At 44.5% G+C, this 12,801-nt stretch carries 21 protein-coding genes; 11 read left to right on the forward strand and 10 right to left on the reverse strand.

From position 1 onward, the window contains the following. Positions 1 to 4: 4 nt before the first annotated feature. Complete coding sequence (locus IMZ31_RS21855; RefSeq protein WP_207530557.1) at positions 5 to 280, reverse strand: hypothetical protein; 276 nt, start codon at positions 278 to 280, stop codon at positions 5 to 7. A 121-nt stretch (positions 281 to 401) separates the two neighbouring features. On the opposite strand from IMZ31_RS21855, the gene IMZ31_RS21860 reads away from it, so the two are divergent. From IMZ31_RS21860 to IMZ31_RS21885, 6 genes are all read left to right on the forward strand, one after another. Beyond that, positions 402 to 1,382, forward strand: coding sequence for a beta-ketoacyl-ACP synthase III (locus IMZ31_RS21860; RefSeq protein WP_207530558.1), 981 nt, complete (start codon positions 402 to 404; stop codon positions 1,380 to 1,382). After that, on the forward strand, positions 1,372 to 2,511 hold the full coding sequence (locus IMZ31_RS21865) for an ATP-grasp domain-containing protein (protein ID WP_207530559.1): 1,140 nt from the start codon (positions 1,372 to 1,374) through the stop codon (positions 2,509 to 2,511). The genes IMZ31_RS21860 and IMZ31_RS21865 overlap by 11 nt, the downstream gene beginning before the upstream one ends. Further along, complete coding sequence (locus IMZ31_RS21870; RefSeq protein ID WP_207530560.1) at positions 2,508 to 3,500, forward strand: NAD-dependent epimerase/dehydratase family protein; 993 nt, start codon at positions 2,508 to 2,510, stop codon at positions 3,498 to 3,500. The genes IMZ31_RS21865 and IMZ31_RS21870 overlap by 4 nt, the downstream gene beginning before the upstream one ends. Positions 3,501 to 3,522: 22 nt before the next feature. After that, entirely contained in the window at positions 3,523 to 4,311 is a 789-nt protein-coding gene (locus IMZ31_RS21875; protein WP_256438046.1) for an MBL fold metallo-hydrolase, read from the forward strand. Continuing rightward, positions 4,304 to 5,626, forward strand: coding sequence for a F390 synthetase-related protein (locus IMZ31_RS21880; protein WP_207530562.1), 1,323 nt, complete (start codon positions 4,304 to 4,306; stop codon positions 5,624 to 5,626). The genes IMZ31_RS21875 and IMZ31_RS21880 overlap by 8 nt, the downstream gene beginning before the upstream one ends. Positions 5,627 to 6,059: 433 nt before the next feature. After that, positions 6,060 to 6,530, forward strand: coding sequence for a hypothetical protein (locus IMZ31_RS21885; RefSeq protein WP_207530563.1), 471 nt, complete (start codon positions 6,060 to 6,062; stop codon positions 6,528 to 6,530). Here the strand turns inward: IMZ31_RS21885 and IMZ31_RS21890 are convergent. Continuing rightward, on the reverse strand, positions 6,517 to 6,843 hold the full coding sequence (locus IMZ31_RS21890; protein WP_207530564.1) for a hypothetical protein: 327 nt from the start codon (positions 6,841 to 6,843) through the stop codon (positions 6,517 to 6,519). The two genes, IMZ31_RS21885 and IMZ31_RS21890, sit on opposite strands and share 14 nt — an antisense overlap. Before the next feature lie 118 nt (positions 6,844 to 6,961). On the opposite strand from IMZ31_RS21890, the gene IMZ31_RS21895 reads away from it, so the two are divergent. Both IMZ31_RS21895 and IMZ31_RS21900 read left to right on the forward strand, forming a co-directional pair. Continuing rightward, a complete protein-coding gene (locus tag IMZ31_RS21895) occupies positions 6,962 to 7,159 on the forward strand; it encodes a hypothetical protein (RefSeq protein ID WP_207530565.1) in 198 nt (65 codons plus the stop codon). Positions 7,160 to 7,363: 204 nt separating this feature from the next. Then, complete coding sequence (locus IMZ31_RS21900; RefSeq protein ID WP_207530566.1) at positions 7,364 to 7,849, forward strand: hypothetical protein; 486 nt, start codon at positions 7,364 to 7,366, stop codon at positions 7,847 to 7,849. A gap of 32 nt (positions 7,850 to 7,881) precedes the next feature. On the opposite strand, the gene IMZ31_RS21905 is transcribed toward IMZ31_RS21900, so the two are convergent. Continuing rightward, positions 7,882 to 8,268: a hypothetical protein gene (locus IMZ31_RS21905; RefSeq protein WP_207530567.1), complete on the reverse strand. Its 387-nt coding sequence runs from the start codon at positions 8,266 to 8,268 to the stop codon at positions 7,882 to 7,884. A gap of 83 nt (positions 8,269 to 8,351) precedes the next feature. Next, positions 8,352 to 9,251 carry a C40 family peptidase gene (locus IMZ31_RS24800; RefSeq protein ID WP_207530568.1) on the reverse strand — a complete coding sequence of 300 codons (900 nt, stop codon included), beginning with the start codon at positions 9,249 to 9,251 and terminating at the stop codon, positions 8,352 to 8,354. 104 nt (positions 9,252 to 9,355) lie between these two features. Between IMZ31_RS24800 and IMZ31_RS21915 the strand changes: the two genes are divergently transcribed. After that, entirely contained in the window at positions 9,356 to 9,691 is a 336-nt protein-coding gene (locus tag IMZ31_RS21915) for a hypothetical protein (protein ID WP_207530569.1), read from the forward strand. Positions 9,692 to 9,718: 27 nt separating this feature from the next. Here IMZ31_RS21915 and IMZ31_RS21920 read toward each other — a convergent pair whose 3' ends face one another. Continuing rightward, complete coding sequence (locus IMZ31_RS21920; protein ID WP_207530570.1) at positions 9,719 to 10,075, reverse strand: DUF488 family protein, N3 subclade; 357 nt, start codon at positions 10,073 to 10,075, stop codon at positions 9,719 to 9,721. After that, on the reverse strand, positions 10,075 to 10,347 hold the full coding sequence (locus IMZ31_RS21925) for a hypothetical protein (RefSeq protein ID WP_207530571.1): 273 nt from the start codon (positions 10,345 to 10,347) through the stop codon (positions 10,075 to 10,077). The genes IMZ31_RS21920 and IMZ31_RS21925 overlap by 1 nt, the downstream gene beginning before the upstream one ends. A gap of 108 nt (positions 10,348 to 10,455) precedes the next feature. On the opposite strand from IMZ31_RS21925, the gene IMZ31_RS21930 reads away from it, so the two are divergent. Continuing rightward, entirely contained in the window at positions 10,456 to 10,686 is a 231-nt protein-coding gene (locus IMZ31_RS21930) for a hypothetical protein (protein WP_207530572.1), read from the forward strand. Positions 10,687 to 10,712: 26 nt separating this feature from the next. Here the strand turns inward: IMZ31_RS21930 and IMZ31_RS21935 are convergent, their stop codons facing one another. Further along, positions 10,713 to 10,895 carry a hypothetical protein gene (locus IMZ31_RS21935; RefSeq protein ID WP_207530573.1) on the reverse strand — a complete coding sequence of 61 codons (183 nt, stop codon included), beginning with the start codon at positions 10,893 to 10,895 and terminating at the stop codon, positions 10,713 to 10,715. 139 nt (positions 10,896 to 11,034) lie between these two features. On the opposite strand from IMZ31_RS21935, the gene IMZ31_RS21940 reads away from it, so the two are divergent. Beyond that, positions 11,035 to 11,430, forward strand: coding sequence for a hypothetical protein (locus IMZ31_RS21940; RefSeq protein WP_207530574.1), 396 nt, complete (start codon positions 11,035 to 11,037; stop codon positions 11,428 to 11,430). A gap of 16 nt (positions 11,431 to 11,446) precedes the next feature. On the opposite strand, the gene IMZ31_RS21945 is transcribed toward IMZ31_RS21940, so the two are convergent. The 3 genes from IMZ31_RS21945 to IMZ31_RS21955 all read right to left on the reverse strand — a co-directional run bounded on the left by IMZ31_RS21945 (position 11,447) and on the right by IMZ31_RS21955 (position 12,753). Beyond that, positions 11,447 to 11,881, reverse strand: a complete 435-nt coding sequence (locus IMZ31_RS21945; protein ID WP_207530575.1) for a hypothetical protein — start codon at positions 11,879 to 11,881, stop codon at positions 11,447 to 11,449. 137 nt (positions 11,882 to 12,018) lie between these two features. Continuing rightward, positions 12,019 to 12,546 (reverse strand): hypothetical protein, encoded by a 528-nt coding sequence (locus IMZ31_RS21950; protein ID WP_207530576.1) that lies wholly within the window; start codon positions 12,544 to 12,546, stop codon positions 12,019 to 12,021. Positions 12,547 to 12,558: 12 nt separating this feature from the next. Further along, positions 12,559 to 12,753, reverse strand: coding sequence for a hypothetical protein (locus tag IMZ31_RS21955; RefSeq protein WP_207530577.1), 195 nt, complete (start codon positions 12,751 to 12,753; stop codon positions 12,559 to 12,561). Between the last annotated feature and the right edge of the window lie 48 nt (positions 12,754 to 12,801).

Genomic DNA, 12,801 nt, shown 5'->3' on the forward strand with positions numbered 1-12,801 from the left:
GGGGTTAGGCTGTATGAGGCAGATTGTGATAAAGGAAACGCATGATGTGAAACGGAGTGGGTTCGATCAATTCTCCAACAGGAGATTTAACGGTCCAGGATTTTTCATGAATGTCATAGGTTGCAAATAAATGAGTTACGGTCATCCGATTAAACGTTGATACCGAAAGTTGAACTAAGTAACCTCTTTCAGAATGGGTGATGCCTTCAACAACGGCGCGCATGTCGTGTTCTGATATCTCTTTATTGATTTCTTTCACAAATTTTTTTAATTCCAACATGTCACATCTCTCCTCTTTCTTCATTTCACTCACTATATAAGGAAAATGAACGAAGTCAACAAGATCTTTGAGAGAGGAAAAAAGAAAAAAGATTGCAAATGAAGTCTGAAGAGGTGATGGAATGAGAAAGGTTCAAATCTTAGGAATGGGGAAATACTTGCCGCCAACCATCGTTACGGCTGAAGAAACGGATGCGGTGTTAGGGGTTTCAAAAGGGTGGTCCAGAAAAAAATCAGGCGTTCAAACCCGTTATTTCGCAAGGGGAGAAACAGCTTCCGAGATGGCGGCGAAAGCGATCTTTAATGCGCTTGAAAAGGCATCTCTGGCACTTGATGAAGTGGGTGCGATTGTTTCTGTCAGCGGGACGATGGAGCAGGCCATACCGTGTAACGCGGCTCTGATTCATGAGCAATTAAAACCAAGGCGTCCCATACCAGCTTTTGATCTTAATGCAACGTGTCTCAGTTTTGTCACGGGTATGGACGTTGTGTCTCATCTTATTCACAATGGGGCATATCGGAACGTGTTGCTGGTATCAAGTGAAATCGCATCTGTTGGCATCAATCCTAAGCAAAAGGAGAGTTATCCATTATTTGGTGATGGGGCTGTTGCTTGCATTCTCTCCCTGGCGAACGAATCCGATCAAGGGGTTGTGGCATCGCACATGGAAACATACAGCGAGGGGGCGCGCTATACGGAAATACGGGGCGGAGGAACGCGCCTTCATCCGAATGTTCATAAAAAGGAAGAGGATTTCCTTTTTGATATGAGAGGGAAAGAAGTGTTTCGTTTGAGTTCAAAAGTGATTGATGGGTTCGTTTCAGAGCTTTTGGAAAAGGCCTCCCTGAGGATGGAGGAGCTTACACTTGTTGTTCCGCATCAGGCAAGCGGTATGGCTATGCGGATTATGAGAAAGAAGCTAGGGGTCAAAGAAGAGCAATTTATGAACGTCATAGAGAAATACGGAAATATGATTGCAGCATCTATCCCGTTAGCTCTTCATGATGCAATCGAGGAAGAAAGGATTCAAAGAGGGGATGCCGTATTGTTGCTTGGAACGTCTGCTGGATTGAGTGTGGGAGGGGTTTTGCTTGTGTACTAACGTACTGTTAACAGGTGGGAGGGCTCCAGCAACACTTGAGTTAGCGAGGATGTTTGGGAAACAAGGGCATGAGGTGCATGTAGCGGATAGTTTCTCTTACAGCATCTCCCGATACAGCAAGTATGTTACGTTCCACGAGATTCGGAGTCCGCGCCAGGATGAGAGTCAATATATAGAGGATTTAAACAACATTATAGACGAAAACGGGATCTCCCTCCTCGTGCCAACGTGTGAGGAGATTTTTTATATCGCGAAACATAAGGATGTATTCCCTTCTTCGTGTGTCGTTTTCACAGAAGAGATCGAGGTCCTTGAAACACTTCATCGAAAGGATCGTTTCATACAGCTGGTTAAACAATTGGGATATGCTGCGCCTGAAACCCATTCCGTTTCGGACGTAAGGGGATGGGAGTCCTTTTTCCAAAAGAGAAAGAAGGAGGAATGGGTGGCTAAACCCGTTTATTCCAGGTTTTCAAATGGCACGTGTTTCTCGGCTGATTTCCCTGAAGCCGTGGAGAGGCTAAAGAGAGGGGTTCCCTATGTGATCCAAGCGCTCGTAAAAGGGAAGCAGTATTGCACGTATAGCATTTCTGTGGATGGGGAACTGTTGGCGCATACGCAGTATGAAGCCCTTCATAGAGGAAAAGGTGGTGCTTCTGTTGCGTTTAAACACGAGGAAAGACGTGAACTCGAGCGTTGGGTGAGGTCATTTGTCAGGAAAATGCGTTTCACAGGAAGCATTGCTTTTGATTTTATTCTTACAGAGGAAGGGGGATGGCTTCCGATTGAATGCAATCCTCGTGTAACAAGCGGGATTCATTTATTTAGAGGGTGTTTTCTTCCTGGCCTGTTTTCACAAGAAAAGGAAAGAGTTTTTCCTTGCAAGGAGGGATTCATGATTTCGGCTCTTTGTTTATGGAATGAGGGAAAGCGCATCCTCACCCTAAATCAGAAGATGCCCCCATATCCGAAAGGGTATAAAGACATTTTCTTTGATCAGGAAGACCCTGGGCCTTTCTTGTATCAGGGGATCAGTTTGTATGGATGGAGGAGGGAGGCTAAGCGACTCGGGGTCTCCATCACGGAAGCCTCTACGTATGATATTCAATGGGATGGTGAAGGTCAATGAAGGTGTTAGTAACAGGAGGGACGGGTTTTTTGGGCTGGGCGTTAACGAAAAGGTTATTAGAGCTCGGGCATGAAGTTACGTCGATGGGGCGTAATAAAAAGCTTGGGAAATACATATCAGATCGGGGAGTCTTTTTCCTTGAAGGGAATCTCGAAGACAGGGCGTATGTCAGGAAATGCTGCAAGGGGCAGGATGTGGTTTTTCACTGCGGGGCCAAATCGTCTCCCTGGGGGTCCTATGAATCCTTTTACAAAGCGAACGTAAAAGGGACGGAACACGTAATAGAAGGGTGCAGGGAGCACGGGGTGAAACGACTGGTTCATGTGTCTTCTCCGAGCATTTGTTTTCGTTACGACGAGAGAAAACATGTAAGGGAAGAAGACCGATTGCCCCTCAAAAAGGCGAATGACTATGCGGAAACAAAAGCCATTGCCGAGTCAAAAATAGAGGAGGCATACAGAAACGGTTTACCCGTTATCACAATCAGGCCGCGGGCTATATTTGGCCCAGGAGACACGACCATTCTTCCTCGGTTAATCCGCTTAAATGAAAGCCGCTTCATTCCTCTCGTGCGAAAGGGAAGAGCTGAGCTAGATCTTACCTATATCGATAATGTGGTTGATGCTTTGATTTTATGTATGAACGCCGATGAATCCCTGTGCGGAAATGTGTATCACATTACGAATGGAGAGCGGGTCGTATTGAAAGAGGTGCTTCAAGAATTGTTTCTGAAACTCGGAACACCGTTCCGTAAGAAAAACGTTCCCTATCAATTTTTGTACCTTGCAGGATGGATGTGCGAAAAAGGTTATACGAAAAAGGAGCCTCCTCTCACCCGATATACCGTCAGTGTTCTCGGGAATACTCAAACGTTATCCATTGAAAAAGCTAAGCGAGAATTAGGATACGAGCCACGGGTATCCGTAAGGGAAGGAGTGGATCGTTTTGTGGAGTGGTGGAAAGAAAAAGAACAGGGATCTCCATATTAAAAGGGCGGGTTCGTGTAAGCAAATGGGGTATTTTTCTGATACAAAACGCCCCTTCCGCCCCCTTCTTTATCCTGCCCTTTTTGTTCATATTAAAAGGGAGGGAGACGGAGATGTGTTAATTGATACGGGGTATAGCTCTCATTTTTTTGACGCAACGAAAGACTTCCCTTATCGGTTGTACAGGGAGCTGACGCCCGTTTCTTTAGCAGGTGGGGAGGAAGCTTCTGATCAAGTGGACCCTGCACGGGTACAAACGATTGTGATCACCCATTTTCACGGAGATCACATTGCGGGGTTGCGCGATTTCCCTGAAGCTGCTTTTATATGTTCCAAGAAGGCGTACGATTCTGTGAAATCACTAAAAGGATTGAGAGCTGTCAGAAAAGCCTTTCTCCCTTCTCTGGTACCGAACGATTTCGAGAAACGGGTGACGTTTATGGAGGACTGCCAGATCTATTCCCCGACTTCCGACGAAAAGGAATTAGTTTGGATTGGGTCCATGACCCCTTTGTATGACGTGTTGGGGGACGGGTCCTTTCTTGCTATGGATCTCTCAGGACATGCAGAGGGCCAGATAGGAGTTTATATAAAAGGGGAAGAGAGGGATGTATGGGTTGTCGGAGATGCGGTTTGGGACTCGTTAGAAATTACGGATGGGAGGAAACCAAGCCGACTGAGCCATATCATCATGGATGATGCTCCCCTGTATCATAAACAGGTGAGAAAACTGCGTGCGTTTCATAAGCGTTTTCCGCATGTGCGCATCATAGCTCTTCACGAGGTCACGGAAGGAGGGGAACCCCATGGATAAACTGAAGGTTTTGTATCACTATTGGAGGAATAAACATTCGTTCAAGATATCGTCATCCAAGAAACGTCTCAGGAAATGGCAGCAAAAACAGATTCGGAAGCACCTGGGATTCGTCGCTGAGTATTCACCTTATTTCCGTGAACGATTCCAAGGAAAGGTTCCGTCATTGCAAGAATGGCCGATCATGGATAAAGAAGCGATGATGAAGCATTTTGACAAACTGAATACAAAAGGGATACCGAAGGATGAGGCCTTTTCTGTGGCACTTCAAGCTGAGGAGAATCGGGACTTCTCTCCTACGATAAATGGGGTTACAGTGGGATTGTCTTCTGGCACATCAGGTCACCGCGGCGTTTTTCTTGTGAGTAAATCAGAACGTTTGAGATGGGCTGGTGTCATGTTAGCCAAAGCATTGCCAGGAACGATTTTCACTAAGGAACGCATTGCATTTTTCATGAGGGCAAACAGCAATCTATATGAAACGGTGGGAACAAAAAAGCTCCAATTTCAATTCTATGATTTATTGGAGGATGAGGATCTTCATGTGAAGCGGTTAGAAGACTTCCAGCCCACCATTCTGATCGCTCCTCCTTCCATGATGCGTTGGTTGGCTGAACAGAGAATAGGGATAAGACCGAAAAAAATCATCACCATAGCGGAAGTTCTTGAACAAGTCGATCGAGACGTGATTAAGAAATGCTTTCATAGGACAATCCATCAGGTCTATCAGTGTACAGAAGGATTTCTGGCTGCAACATGTGAGGAGGGGGTCTTGCATTTGAACGAGGACATCCTATTTATAGAGAAAGACTATATCGATGAGGAAAAGAAGCGGTTTCATCCCATTATCACCGATTTTTCAAGAACGTCTCAACCAATCATACGGTATCGGTTAAATGATATACTGGTGGAAAAGGAGTGTGGTTGTTCGTGTGGTTCTCCGTTTCTTGCGCTTGAAGCAGTCGAGGGGCGGAGTGATGATGTATTTGTTTTCAAGGGAACGGAAGGGGGAAGCCACCGTGTGTACCCTGATCAGGTGAGGCAATGGGTGCTGAAAAGAGACGGGGTAAACGCCTACCGAGTATTGCAGAATGAAGATGGCAGTGTGGAATTTCAACTCCTGATGAACGGGGAAGAACGCGCTGACGTCGAAGGATTGTTAAAAAAAGAAGTGAAGCAGTACCTTGAGGAAAGAGGCCTTGAACCTGTGATCGTCCGCTTCAGGAAATACAGGGAACCGCGAAAAGGAGAAAAATTGAAACGAGTCGTTCGACTAGGGGGAAATGACAGTGACCAGGCGAAGGTTCGACCGTAATACGTATAACATACAGGGGTTATTAGCTCTCGCAAAGGAAAAAGGGGTGAAACCCACAGATCTTACAGTTGAGGAACGAGAGAAGTTTGTGACGGGTGCCCGTGCTTTTGGGTTGGAAACCTGCCTTCCGCTCAATAGAAAAGGGGCGTGTTTCCAGTGTGGAAGGGAAACGGGTTGGGCGTGTCGAATTTTGGAAGTATACCTGTGCTCGGAGAGGTGTATGAAGGCTGTCGATCAGCGTTATGAAAAGGGAGAGGACGTAGGGAGCGACCCTGTGATTCGTGGAATATTTAAGGAACTTTCATTCGATTAATGCATTCAATCGTGTTTGCAGTGAAAAACGTGTCCGCAGGCGGGCACGTTTTTTTGAATAATTGGAGAAGGAAAGGTTGAGTGTGCTTATCGACTTTTGTTCTCAGAAAGTACAAAGATCATGCCAAATAATATAAAAACAAGTGGACGCATATCCATTCTCCTTTCTTTTGTTTTTCGCTATTATATAGAAAAACAGAAGAATGTGTTCGAAAAAGGGGGATTCACAATGGGATTGCCTGAGCGAATTGGATCATTTGAGCAAATTTCAGAACAGACGGGTCCGATTCTTGACGACAGAGCGTCTTATATCGATCATTATAAACATGTTAAAAAAGGGTCTCTTGAAGAAATACTCGCATCCTACGATGATGGAACGTATCAGTATTCGGTTCGGGTGTCAGGCAGAGGGGAGAAATTGGAGCTCCGATTTCTTAAAATGGAATTAGTTTATGATCATACAGGACCGTTGTCGGCTGAGATTTTAGAGGAACGTGTTTTTCCTCCTGGGAAAGGACGAGAAGCCCTTTATTACTTGCTCGATCGCGTAGAACTTCACGTATTAACGAAAAAAAACCTCAATCAGGATTGAGGTTTTTTAGTGCTCCCAAATCGACGCCTTCAAGCATTCGTTCCAGGTATCCTGTGTGATGGAAAATACGGTTTAATACATGGGCATCTTTAGGGAGGTCCATGAGGTACCAGGATTCAAACAGATCGGATCCGTTTTGCTGGCATTTTCGTATGGATTCCTCGTAGTAGTCTTGCACCATGCTGCGGTTGCCGATTTTTAAAACGGTAAAGGTGTCCCGATCAAAAAGGACGGATGGCACCGCAATTTCATATTTGGGATTCCCATCGATCATGAGAAAAAGGCTTCCGTGTTTTTCTTGGAATTCGTGCATATGATCTTCCTTTCAAGTTGAGTTGCCCTTATTATATGCGATCCTCCGCACGAAAAGTATCTCGGAGTACGGAATTGGTAAAAGGGGTATGATACAATAGAACGAAAGGAGGGTCATGATGTGGCGCGTTTATATTGATTTATTGCACCTTTCTAGTTTTCTTGTCTATGTGCCTTATGCATTTTACAAAATGCCCGTGATGGTCCCAGCCGATCGCGCTGAAACGTTTGTGATTATGGGATTAAGTGCGGCGGTTATCCTGAAATTTAACCAAACCTTATATGATTTGTTAGAAAAATGGGGTCTCTGGAAATAAGGAATGAATGAACATCTAGACGTAACGGATATAAAAGTGTGATGTACCAGAACGGATTGCAAACGGGTAAATAAGAGTGGTTTGAGGGCATGGTGTTTAGTTCACCGTGCTTTTTTTGGTGTGCAGATACTGGGGATGAAAACGGAAGGGTCGAGGAACAGAGGAACGTTGTGATAAAATGGAGAAAAAATTGGGAGGGATTTTATGAGTGAACGAACGACAACGACCATACGTGATGTGGTAAACATCTTGGACGAACATAAAGGGACGCTTGAAGGTATGCTGGGGGTTAAAATGAACTATAATCCTCAATCCGTCAAATTAATAGAGGAAAAACTGGAAGAGCATTTTCCGAAAGGTCGTCAGGTAGCCCCTCAGGTAGCTATCATGTTAGGCGCGTATCTTGGAGAAGTTATAAAACGGAACGTGAAAAAGGCAAGTGTGTGTTGGGAGGAAGATAGAGAGGATATTTTTGAGACAACGCTAGCCGTAGAAACGGAGGGGCAGTTGTATCAACTTAAACCATTGATTCGTGTGCATAAATTTTTGAACCACGATCGATCTGATACCCTTTGGGCGATGTACTGCATGACTCAGGATCTCGTTCACGGGAGATTGAGCATGGACGCAGGAGATGCGTGGAAAGCATCACCGAGAGGGTATCAGTATCGGATGTATCGACCGAAATAAATAACTCCCTCGTCAAGGGAGTTAAGGTAAACCTATATCGTTTTTTCGTCTAACAAGCCGATGTCATACAATGATTTAGCCGTTTTGTGATCCACGATTTTACCGTTCACTGTGTTGGCATAAGGAGAGGTTCTTCCGCCCTTGTACCAGCCTGTTTCACGTTCTTCTTCGGAGAAGGGGTGTCCTTCTCTGAAAACATGAGCGAGTTGTTCGTTTTCGTTAAGAAATATTTCCGCATTTCCATGTTCATCACGAACCAGCCAATCAGAGAGTTCAGGTCCAATTTCGCTCGCACCGCAATTCGTGCAATGGTAAGGGCCACATTGGACAATGCCGACTCCGACATCAGCCCAGTCGGCCATGCATTCTGAATCGCAGTACGGACAGAATTCAATAGGTTCTTCATAAGGATTACTCATAGGATCTTCCTTTCTTATACGTCTTACTCTTATTATAAGATAGGAAGGCTTGAGGTATGAAAAAAGACAGGGTGTCCCTGTCTTTAAAATGATCCGTACCCAAGAATACGAGATTTCCAGTAAGAGTTGGAGAGGCTGTCGATTGCTACCCCGTCGCTGTTCGCGTTGATAAACTGACCGTTTCCTAAATAAATGCCAACATGAGATGGGCCAGCTTTGTAGGTGTTTTGGAAAAAGACGAGTTCGCCTATTTGTGGTGAAGACGTTTTGTTCACCGTTTTCCAATACCCTGCAACATTGGTTCGTGAAATGGTATATCCTTTTTGTTTGTAAACATAGTATATGAATCCAGAACAATCAAAGCCTCCATAGGAAGGATTCGATGATCCCCATACATAAGGCATTCCTAGAAATTTTTTGGCGAATGTGGTCACGGCCGAAGACGTCGGTACCTGTGTTTTTGGAACGATGGTTTTCGGGGGAGAAGAATCAAAGGATGAACCGCTTACGGGTTGTACATATTTCTGGTTCGCTGATATCCATTGATTGGCTCCGATGCGGTAAAGCCCGTTTTTTTCTTCAAGAACGGTGAAGACTTTGTTTCGCTTCGTAACCCCCACAACCTTGGAGGAGAAGGAAGCATGTTGGCGGATGTTCAGGTAGTAAGCTGTGATTTTAACCTCTTTGCTATCGACAACAGGTTTTGTGCCTTCAAGAGGATGAAATTCTACGTAATCGTCCCGTGTCGTCACCCACTGGTTGCCCCCGAGGTTGTACATATTGTTTTTAATCTCATAAACTTTATATCGTTCTCCTGTATATAAGAAGCGAATGGGCTCTGATTGCAGGGTGCTTCCAGAACGTAGGTATAAACGGTCCACTTCGACTTCTAAAGTACCAATCTGAGATGAAGCAAAAGCCTGACTCGTTAAAACGGAAACAGATAATCCAACAACAGTAAAAAGTTTTGATATTTTTTTCATATGTTCACTCCTTGATGGTTTCTGCTAGTAGATACAAGGAAAGTGAACAGAACCCTTAACGGAACATTATTTGTAATCTAACTGTAATAAAAGGAGGATGAGGCATGGTTCGAGTACCAGAAGGTTTTTTCTTCAGTGAGACGTATCATCATTATCAGAAGGTGAACAACGAAATATATGTATATGTTACGCCAGAGCTATTCGGGCGATGGAAGGCACAAGCGTATCTAAGAGGAACGACAGGATTTTGCTCGCTTGAAACCCGTATACAGGCAGATGGTGACCCAAAAAAAATCGAGAAATTGTTCCATGTAGCAGAATCGTGGCTTCACCTCTACGGGGATGATCCCGAAAGCATGAAAGAAGATCCCTTCAACCCGTTTCATAAAGATGGGTGGCAGGGGGCTGATTTAGAAGCGTACGAAAAAACCCATTCGTGATAAAGAATGGGTTTTTGTGCGTTCCACTTAATGAATAAGCTGCCCGTCGCGGTCTACTTCCCCGACATATTCCGCTTCGTCAAATCCTTTAGCGAGTAAGCGGGCGAGGAGCTTACGGTGGCAGAATTTATCTTTGTTGCAATAACAGACAAGCACCACTTCTCCCATGTTCAATACTTCTTCCCAGCGGCTTTTGTTTTGACGGTAGGAGTTTCTCATCCGTTCCACGTATTGGTCCGTATATCCCTCTTCAGAAAGCGTTCCATTTTTGATGCCCATCACCATTTCCCAGGAAGGGGCAAAGGTTTTATCACCTGATTTTACCGTCGTGTCAAGACGATTAGGGCCTCGATAACTGAACTGGCTCGTGTAGACTTTAACCATCAGGCTTCCCAATCTTCCATAGGGATTTTGTACATGTGCTCATTATTGGCGATCAAATCATCTGGGTGTATAAACTCTGGTTTAATGACTTTATTTAGGAATGATCGAGCCTTTCGCTCCCCGTCTTCCGTTTCCCAAAATACATAAGGATTGCCGTCCTGATCTTTCAGGTAATCATCGCTATGATAATCGGTTTCATCAAAATCCTGAAGACAAACAACCCTATATTGATTTTCTTTGCTTAATTGAATTTTGTAGTACACATCACTCACGGTAACACGTCCTTCCTTATTGTGATCATCACTTGCTTATTTCTCTTATTGTAGCAAAAAAAGAAGAACAGGGAGAAAGAATGGGGAACGAGTAAATGAGGTGAGGGTATGAAAAAGATGATTTTCGGTGGGCTGTTCGTTCTATTGTTGATGATTCCTTCTATGTTTTGGATTGACATGGAACGTGCCCGAAACGATAAAGCACCCGTTTTCGTCGTGCAAACAGCCCTTTATAAGGACGGGGGTACAAAAAAATACATCGGAATCGGATATACGGTTACACATTACAAACAAATGGAAGGTAGACGGGATGTTGTATTCAAACCGTTTTGGGAATGAATAAAATCAGCCCCTACGGGCTGATTTTATTTCGAACCAATACGAATAATGGTTTTCACTTCCTCAATGGCTGGAACCGTTTCGACAAATCGAAGGAATCCATTTTTCATCTGTTCGAAGACAATGTACAGTCCTCCATCGTGAAAAACAGAAAACCCATTCTTCGAATATTCCGCTACGTATTCCATGCCCAATGTAAGAAAATCCATCCTATCAGTCCTTTCTTGGTGTTTCAGGGATGATAACACGTCTCCCATAAACGTCAACCAAAAAAGAAAAAAGGACGGGAAACAAAATCTCAACTCACGCGAGAACCGTGGTAGGATAAAGAAAAAAGGAGACAGGGATATGAAAAGGGAGGATGGGAGTATTCCTTTTCTCGGCATTGTGGCGAGAAATGGCTACGTGGAGTGGTATGATTATGAGCACGCGAAGCGCGTTGATTTCCATCACACCTTTGCTTTATCGGAGAAAGGGCATGCCTATTACGACATGGATTCAACGCTTCGGTTCATCTTTTACTCCATCCAGCACCGCAACAGCGATCGTGATGAAATTTCTCTGTTAGGTGATCCAGCACTTGATCCGTTTGGGATCGGAAAAAGACAAGTGAAAGAGGTGGCTTCGTTGTTTCAAAAAGCAGGCGTGGATCGTTCGATTCCTTTCGTTGTTGAGAACCACTTTCTCGGAACTCTGTATGAAGGCAAAAAGATCGGAACAATCGGATCACTCCTCCGAGCATAAAAAAATGAACACTTCTCTAGAGAAGTGTTTTTTGTTTTCTTCTTCCGACGAGAAAACTCCCTATACTGATGGCATACATCAGGATGATACTCAGTGCTCCTGTCATCGTCGGAGGCACATTCGTTCCGTGCATCAATCCATACAAGGGGCCTGTGTATAACAGGGTGGAGAATATGGATATGAAGAACGCTTCTCCCGTTGAGCCGAGCAGGAATAAAACCAACCCGCATCCCCAATAAAATGAGGAAAAAAAGAAGAGGGAGCTTTTGGTGTTCTTTCCGATTAGAAATCCGTAGAAAAACCAGCATCCCACAAACAGAAACGAACAGATCATCCCTGTAAGGGAGGGTTCGCCGCCTTTGATGTAACCTTCGTAGTTCGCATAACTGACAGGAGCCGCTAATAAGAGTGCCGAAAACAGATGGACAATGTTCCAGTCCCGTTGATGCATACAGATCCTCCTTACAAAAATAGCGTTCGTGCAGCCTTGTATTCTAATAATGCGACTATTCTCCTTATGAGGGGATAAGTGCCCTTTTTGAAAGAAAAGAAGACCCAAACTGGGTCTTATGCCAAATACTTATACGTCTAGTCTTCTTTTAACAATTCTCCGAGTGAAACGGGCCCTTCTATAATGGGGGCGTCGGAGCCTAGTACAAACATGTTGATTGTTTCCTGTTTCATAGGGAGAAGGCTCAGTTTATGGGCCATCACCGTCAGGATATGGGGATTTGGGAATAGTGTTGTATTTTGCAGAATCGCTTTCTCCGCTTCCCTGTCTTCCGTTATCCAGGCTATCGAGAGCCCAACGGCAGCACTTCGGCTGACCCCAGCATGACAGTGAACCACCCATTCTTCTGTGTTCGGGTATTGGTTTACGAAGTCAACCAAATCGGAAGCCATCCCTTCATCAAATAGCACAGCGTTTTTCCACCCTGGCGGACGTCCGATAAACCCAGCGTTGTCGTGAACACTGATCCTGTGAATCGCTTTATACTGATCTGGGTTTTCTATTGCGTCGCCCTTTTCGCCTGGATCTAGCACACGAATGAGGACTGCGTTTTCTGTTTTCGGCGTGTAGACGGATGCGATATGCATCGGAAGTATCGTAATCAATGGTATTCCTCCTTAAAAACAAATTCCGTAATACTGCTGTATACGGGGTAAGCCAATGTGTTGCTCCAATACCAAATCGATTAGCATATTTATAAAAATGCGGGAAAGCTCTTCATTTGTAAGAGTTTCTAAAAAGCGCCCATGGTAATCCGTCTCCATTTCAACAGCATCCAGTATCAAATCTCTCGGGTATAGTAGGGTTCCCATATTCATCCTCCATGCTTTTTCTACTAGTATAAATGAATTCTTGAGGAA

The organism is Pontibacillus sp. ALD_SL1, from assembly GCF_017355605.1.

What these genes read in the sequence shown, in the direction of transcription:
- IMZ31_RS21955 (WP_207530577.1), bottom strand. Translation starts at nt 12,753, where the DNA reads ATGGGAACCCTACTATACCCGAGAGATTTGATACTGGATGCTGTTGAA.
- IMZ31_RS21935 (WP_207530573.1), bottom strand. Translation starts at nt 10,895, where the DNA reads ATGGATTTTCTTACATTGGGCATGGAATACGTAGCGGAATATTCGAAG.
- IMZ31_RS21940 (WP_207530574.1), top strand. Translation starts at nt 11,035, where the DNA reads ATGAAAAGGGAGGATGGGAGTATTCCTTTTCTCGGCATTGTGGCGAGA.
- IMZ31_RS21885 (WP_207530563.1), top strand. Translation starts at nt 6,060, where the DNA reads ATGCCAAATAATATAAAAACAAGTGGACGCATATCCATTCTCCTTTCT.
- IMZ31_RS21870 (WP_207530560.1), top strand. Translation starts at nt 2,508, where the DNA reads ATGAAGGTGTTAGTAACAGGAGGGACGGGTTTTTTGGGCTGGGCGTTA.
- IMZ31_RS21945 (WP_207530575.1), bottom strand. Translation starts at nt 11,881, where the DNA reads ATGCATCAACGGGACTGGAACATTGTCCATCTGTTTTCGGCACTCTTA.
- IMZ31_RS21930 (WP_207530572.1), top strand. Translation starts at nt 10,456, where the DNA reads ATGAAAAAGATGATTTTCGGTGGGCTGTTCGTTCTATTGTTGATGATT.
- IMZ31_RS21855 (WP_207530557.1), bottom strand. Translation starts at nt 280, where the DNA reads ATGTTGGAATTAAAAAAATTTGTGAAAGAAATCAATAAAGAGATATCA.
- IMZ31_RS21905 (WP_207530567.1), bottom strand. Translation starts at nt 8,268, where the DNA reads ATGAGTAATCCTTATGAAGAACCTATTGAATTCTGTCCGTACTGCGAT.
- IMZ31_RS21875 (WP_256438046.1), top strand. Translation starts at nt 3,523, where the DNA reads ATGGGGTATTTTTCTGATACAAAACGCCCCTTCCGCCCCCTTCTTTAT.
- IMZ31_RS21915 (WP_207530569.1), top strand. Translation starts at nt 9,356, where the DNA reads ATGGTTCGAGTACCAGAAGGTTTTTTCTTCAGTGAGACGTATCATCAT.
- IMZ31_RS21880 (WP_207530562.1), top strand. Translation starts at nt 4,304, where the DNA reads ATGGATAAACTGAAGGTTTTGTATCACTATTGGAGGAATAAACATTCG.
- IMZ31_RS21920 (WP_207530570.1), bottom strand. Translation starts at nt 10,075, where the DNA reads ATGGTTAAAGTCTACACGAGCCAGTTCAGTTATCGAGGCCCTAATCGT.
- IMZ31_RS21860 (WP_207530558.1), top strand. Translation starts at nt 402, where the DNA reads ATGAGAAAGGTTCAAATCTTAGGAATGGGGAAATACTTGCCGCCAACC.
- IMZ31_RS21890 (WP_207530564.1), bottom strand. Translation starts at nt 6,843, where the DNA reads ATGCACGAATTCCAAGAAAAACACGGAAGCCTTTTTCTCATGATCGAT.
- IMZ31_RS21900 (WP_207530566.1), top strand. Translation starts at nt 7,364, where the DNA reads ATGAGTGAACGAACGACAACGACCATACGTGATGTGGTAAACATCTTG.
- IMZ31_RS24800 (WP_207530568.1), bottom strand. Translation starts at nt 9,251, where the DNA reads ATGAAAAAAATATCAAAACTTTTTACTGTTGTTGGATTATCTGTTTCC.
- IMZ31_RS21895 (WP_207530565.1), top strand. Translation starts at nt 6,962, where the DNA reads ATGTGGCGCGTTTATATTGATTTATTGCACCTTTCTAGTTTTCTTGTC.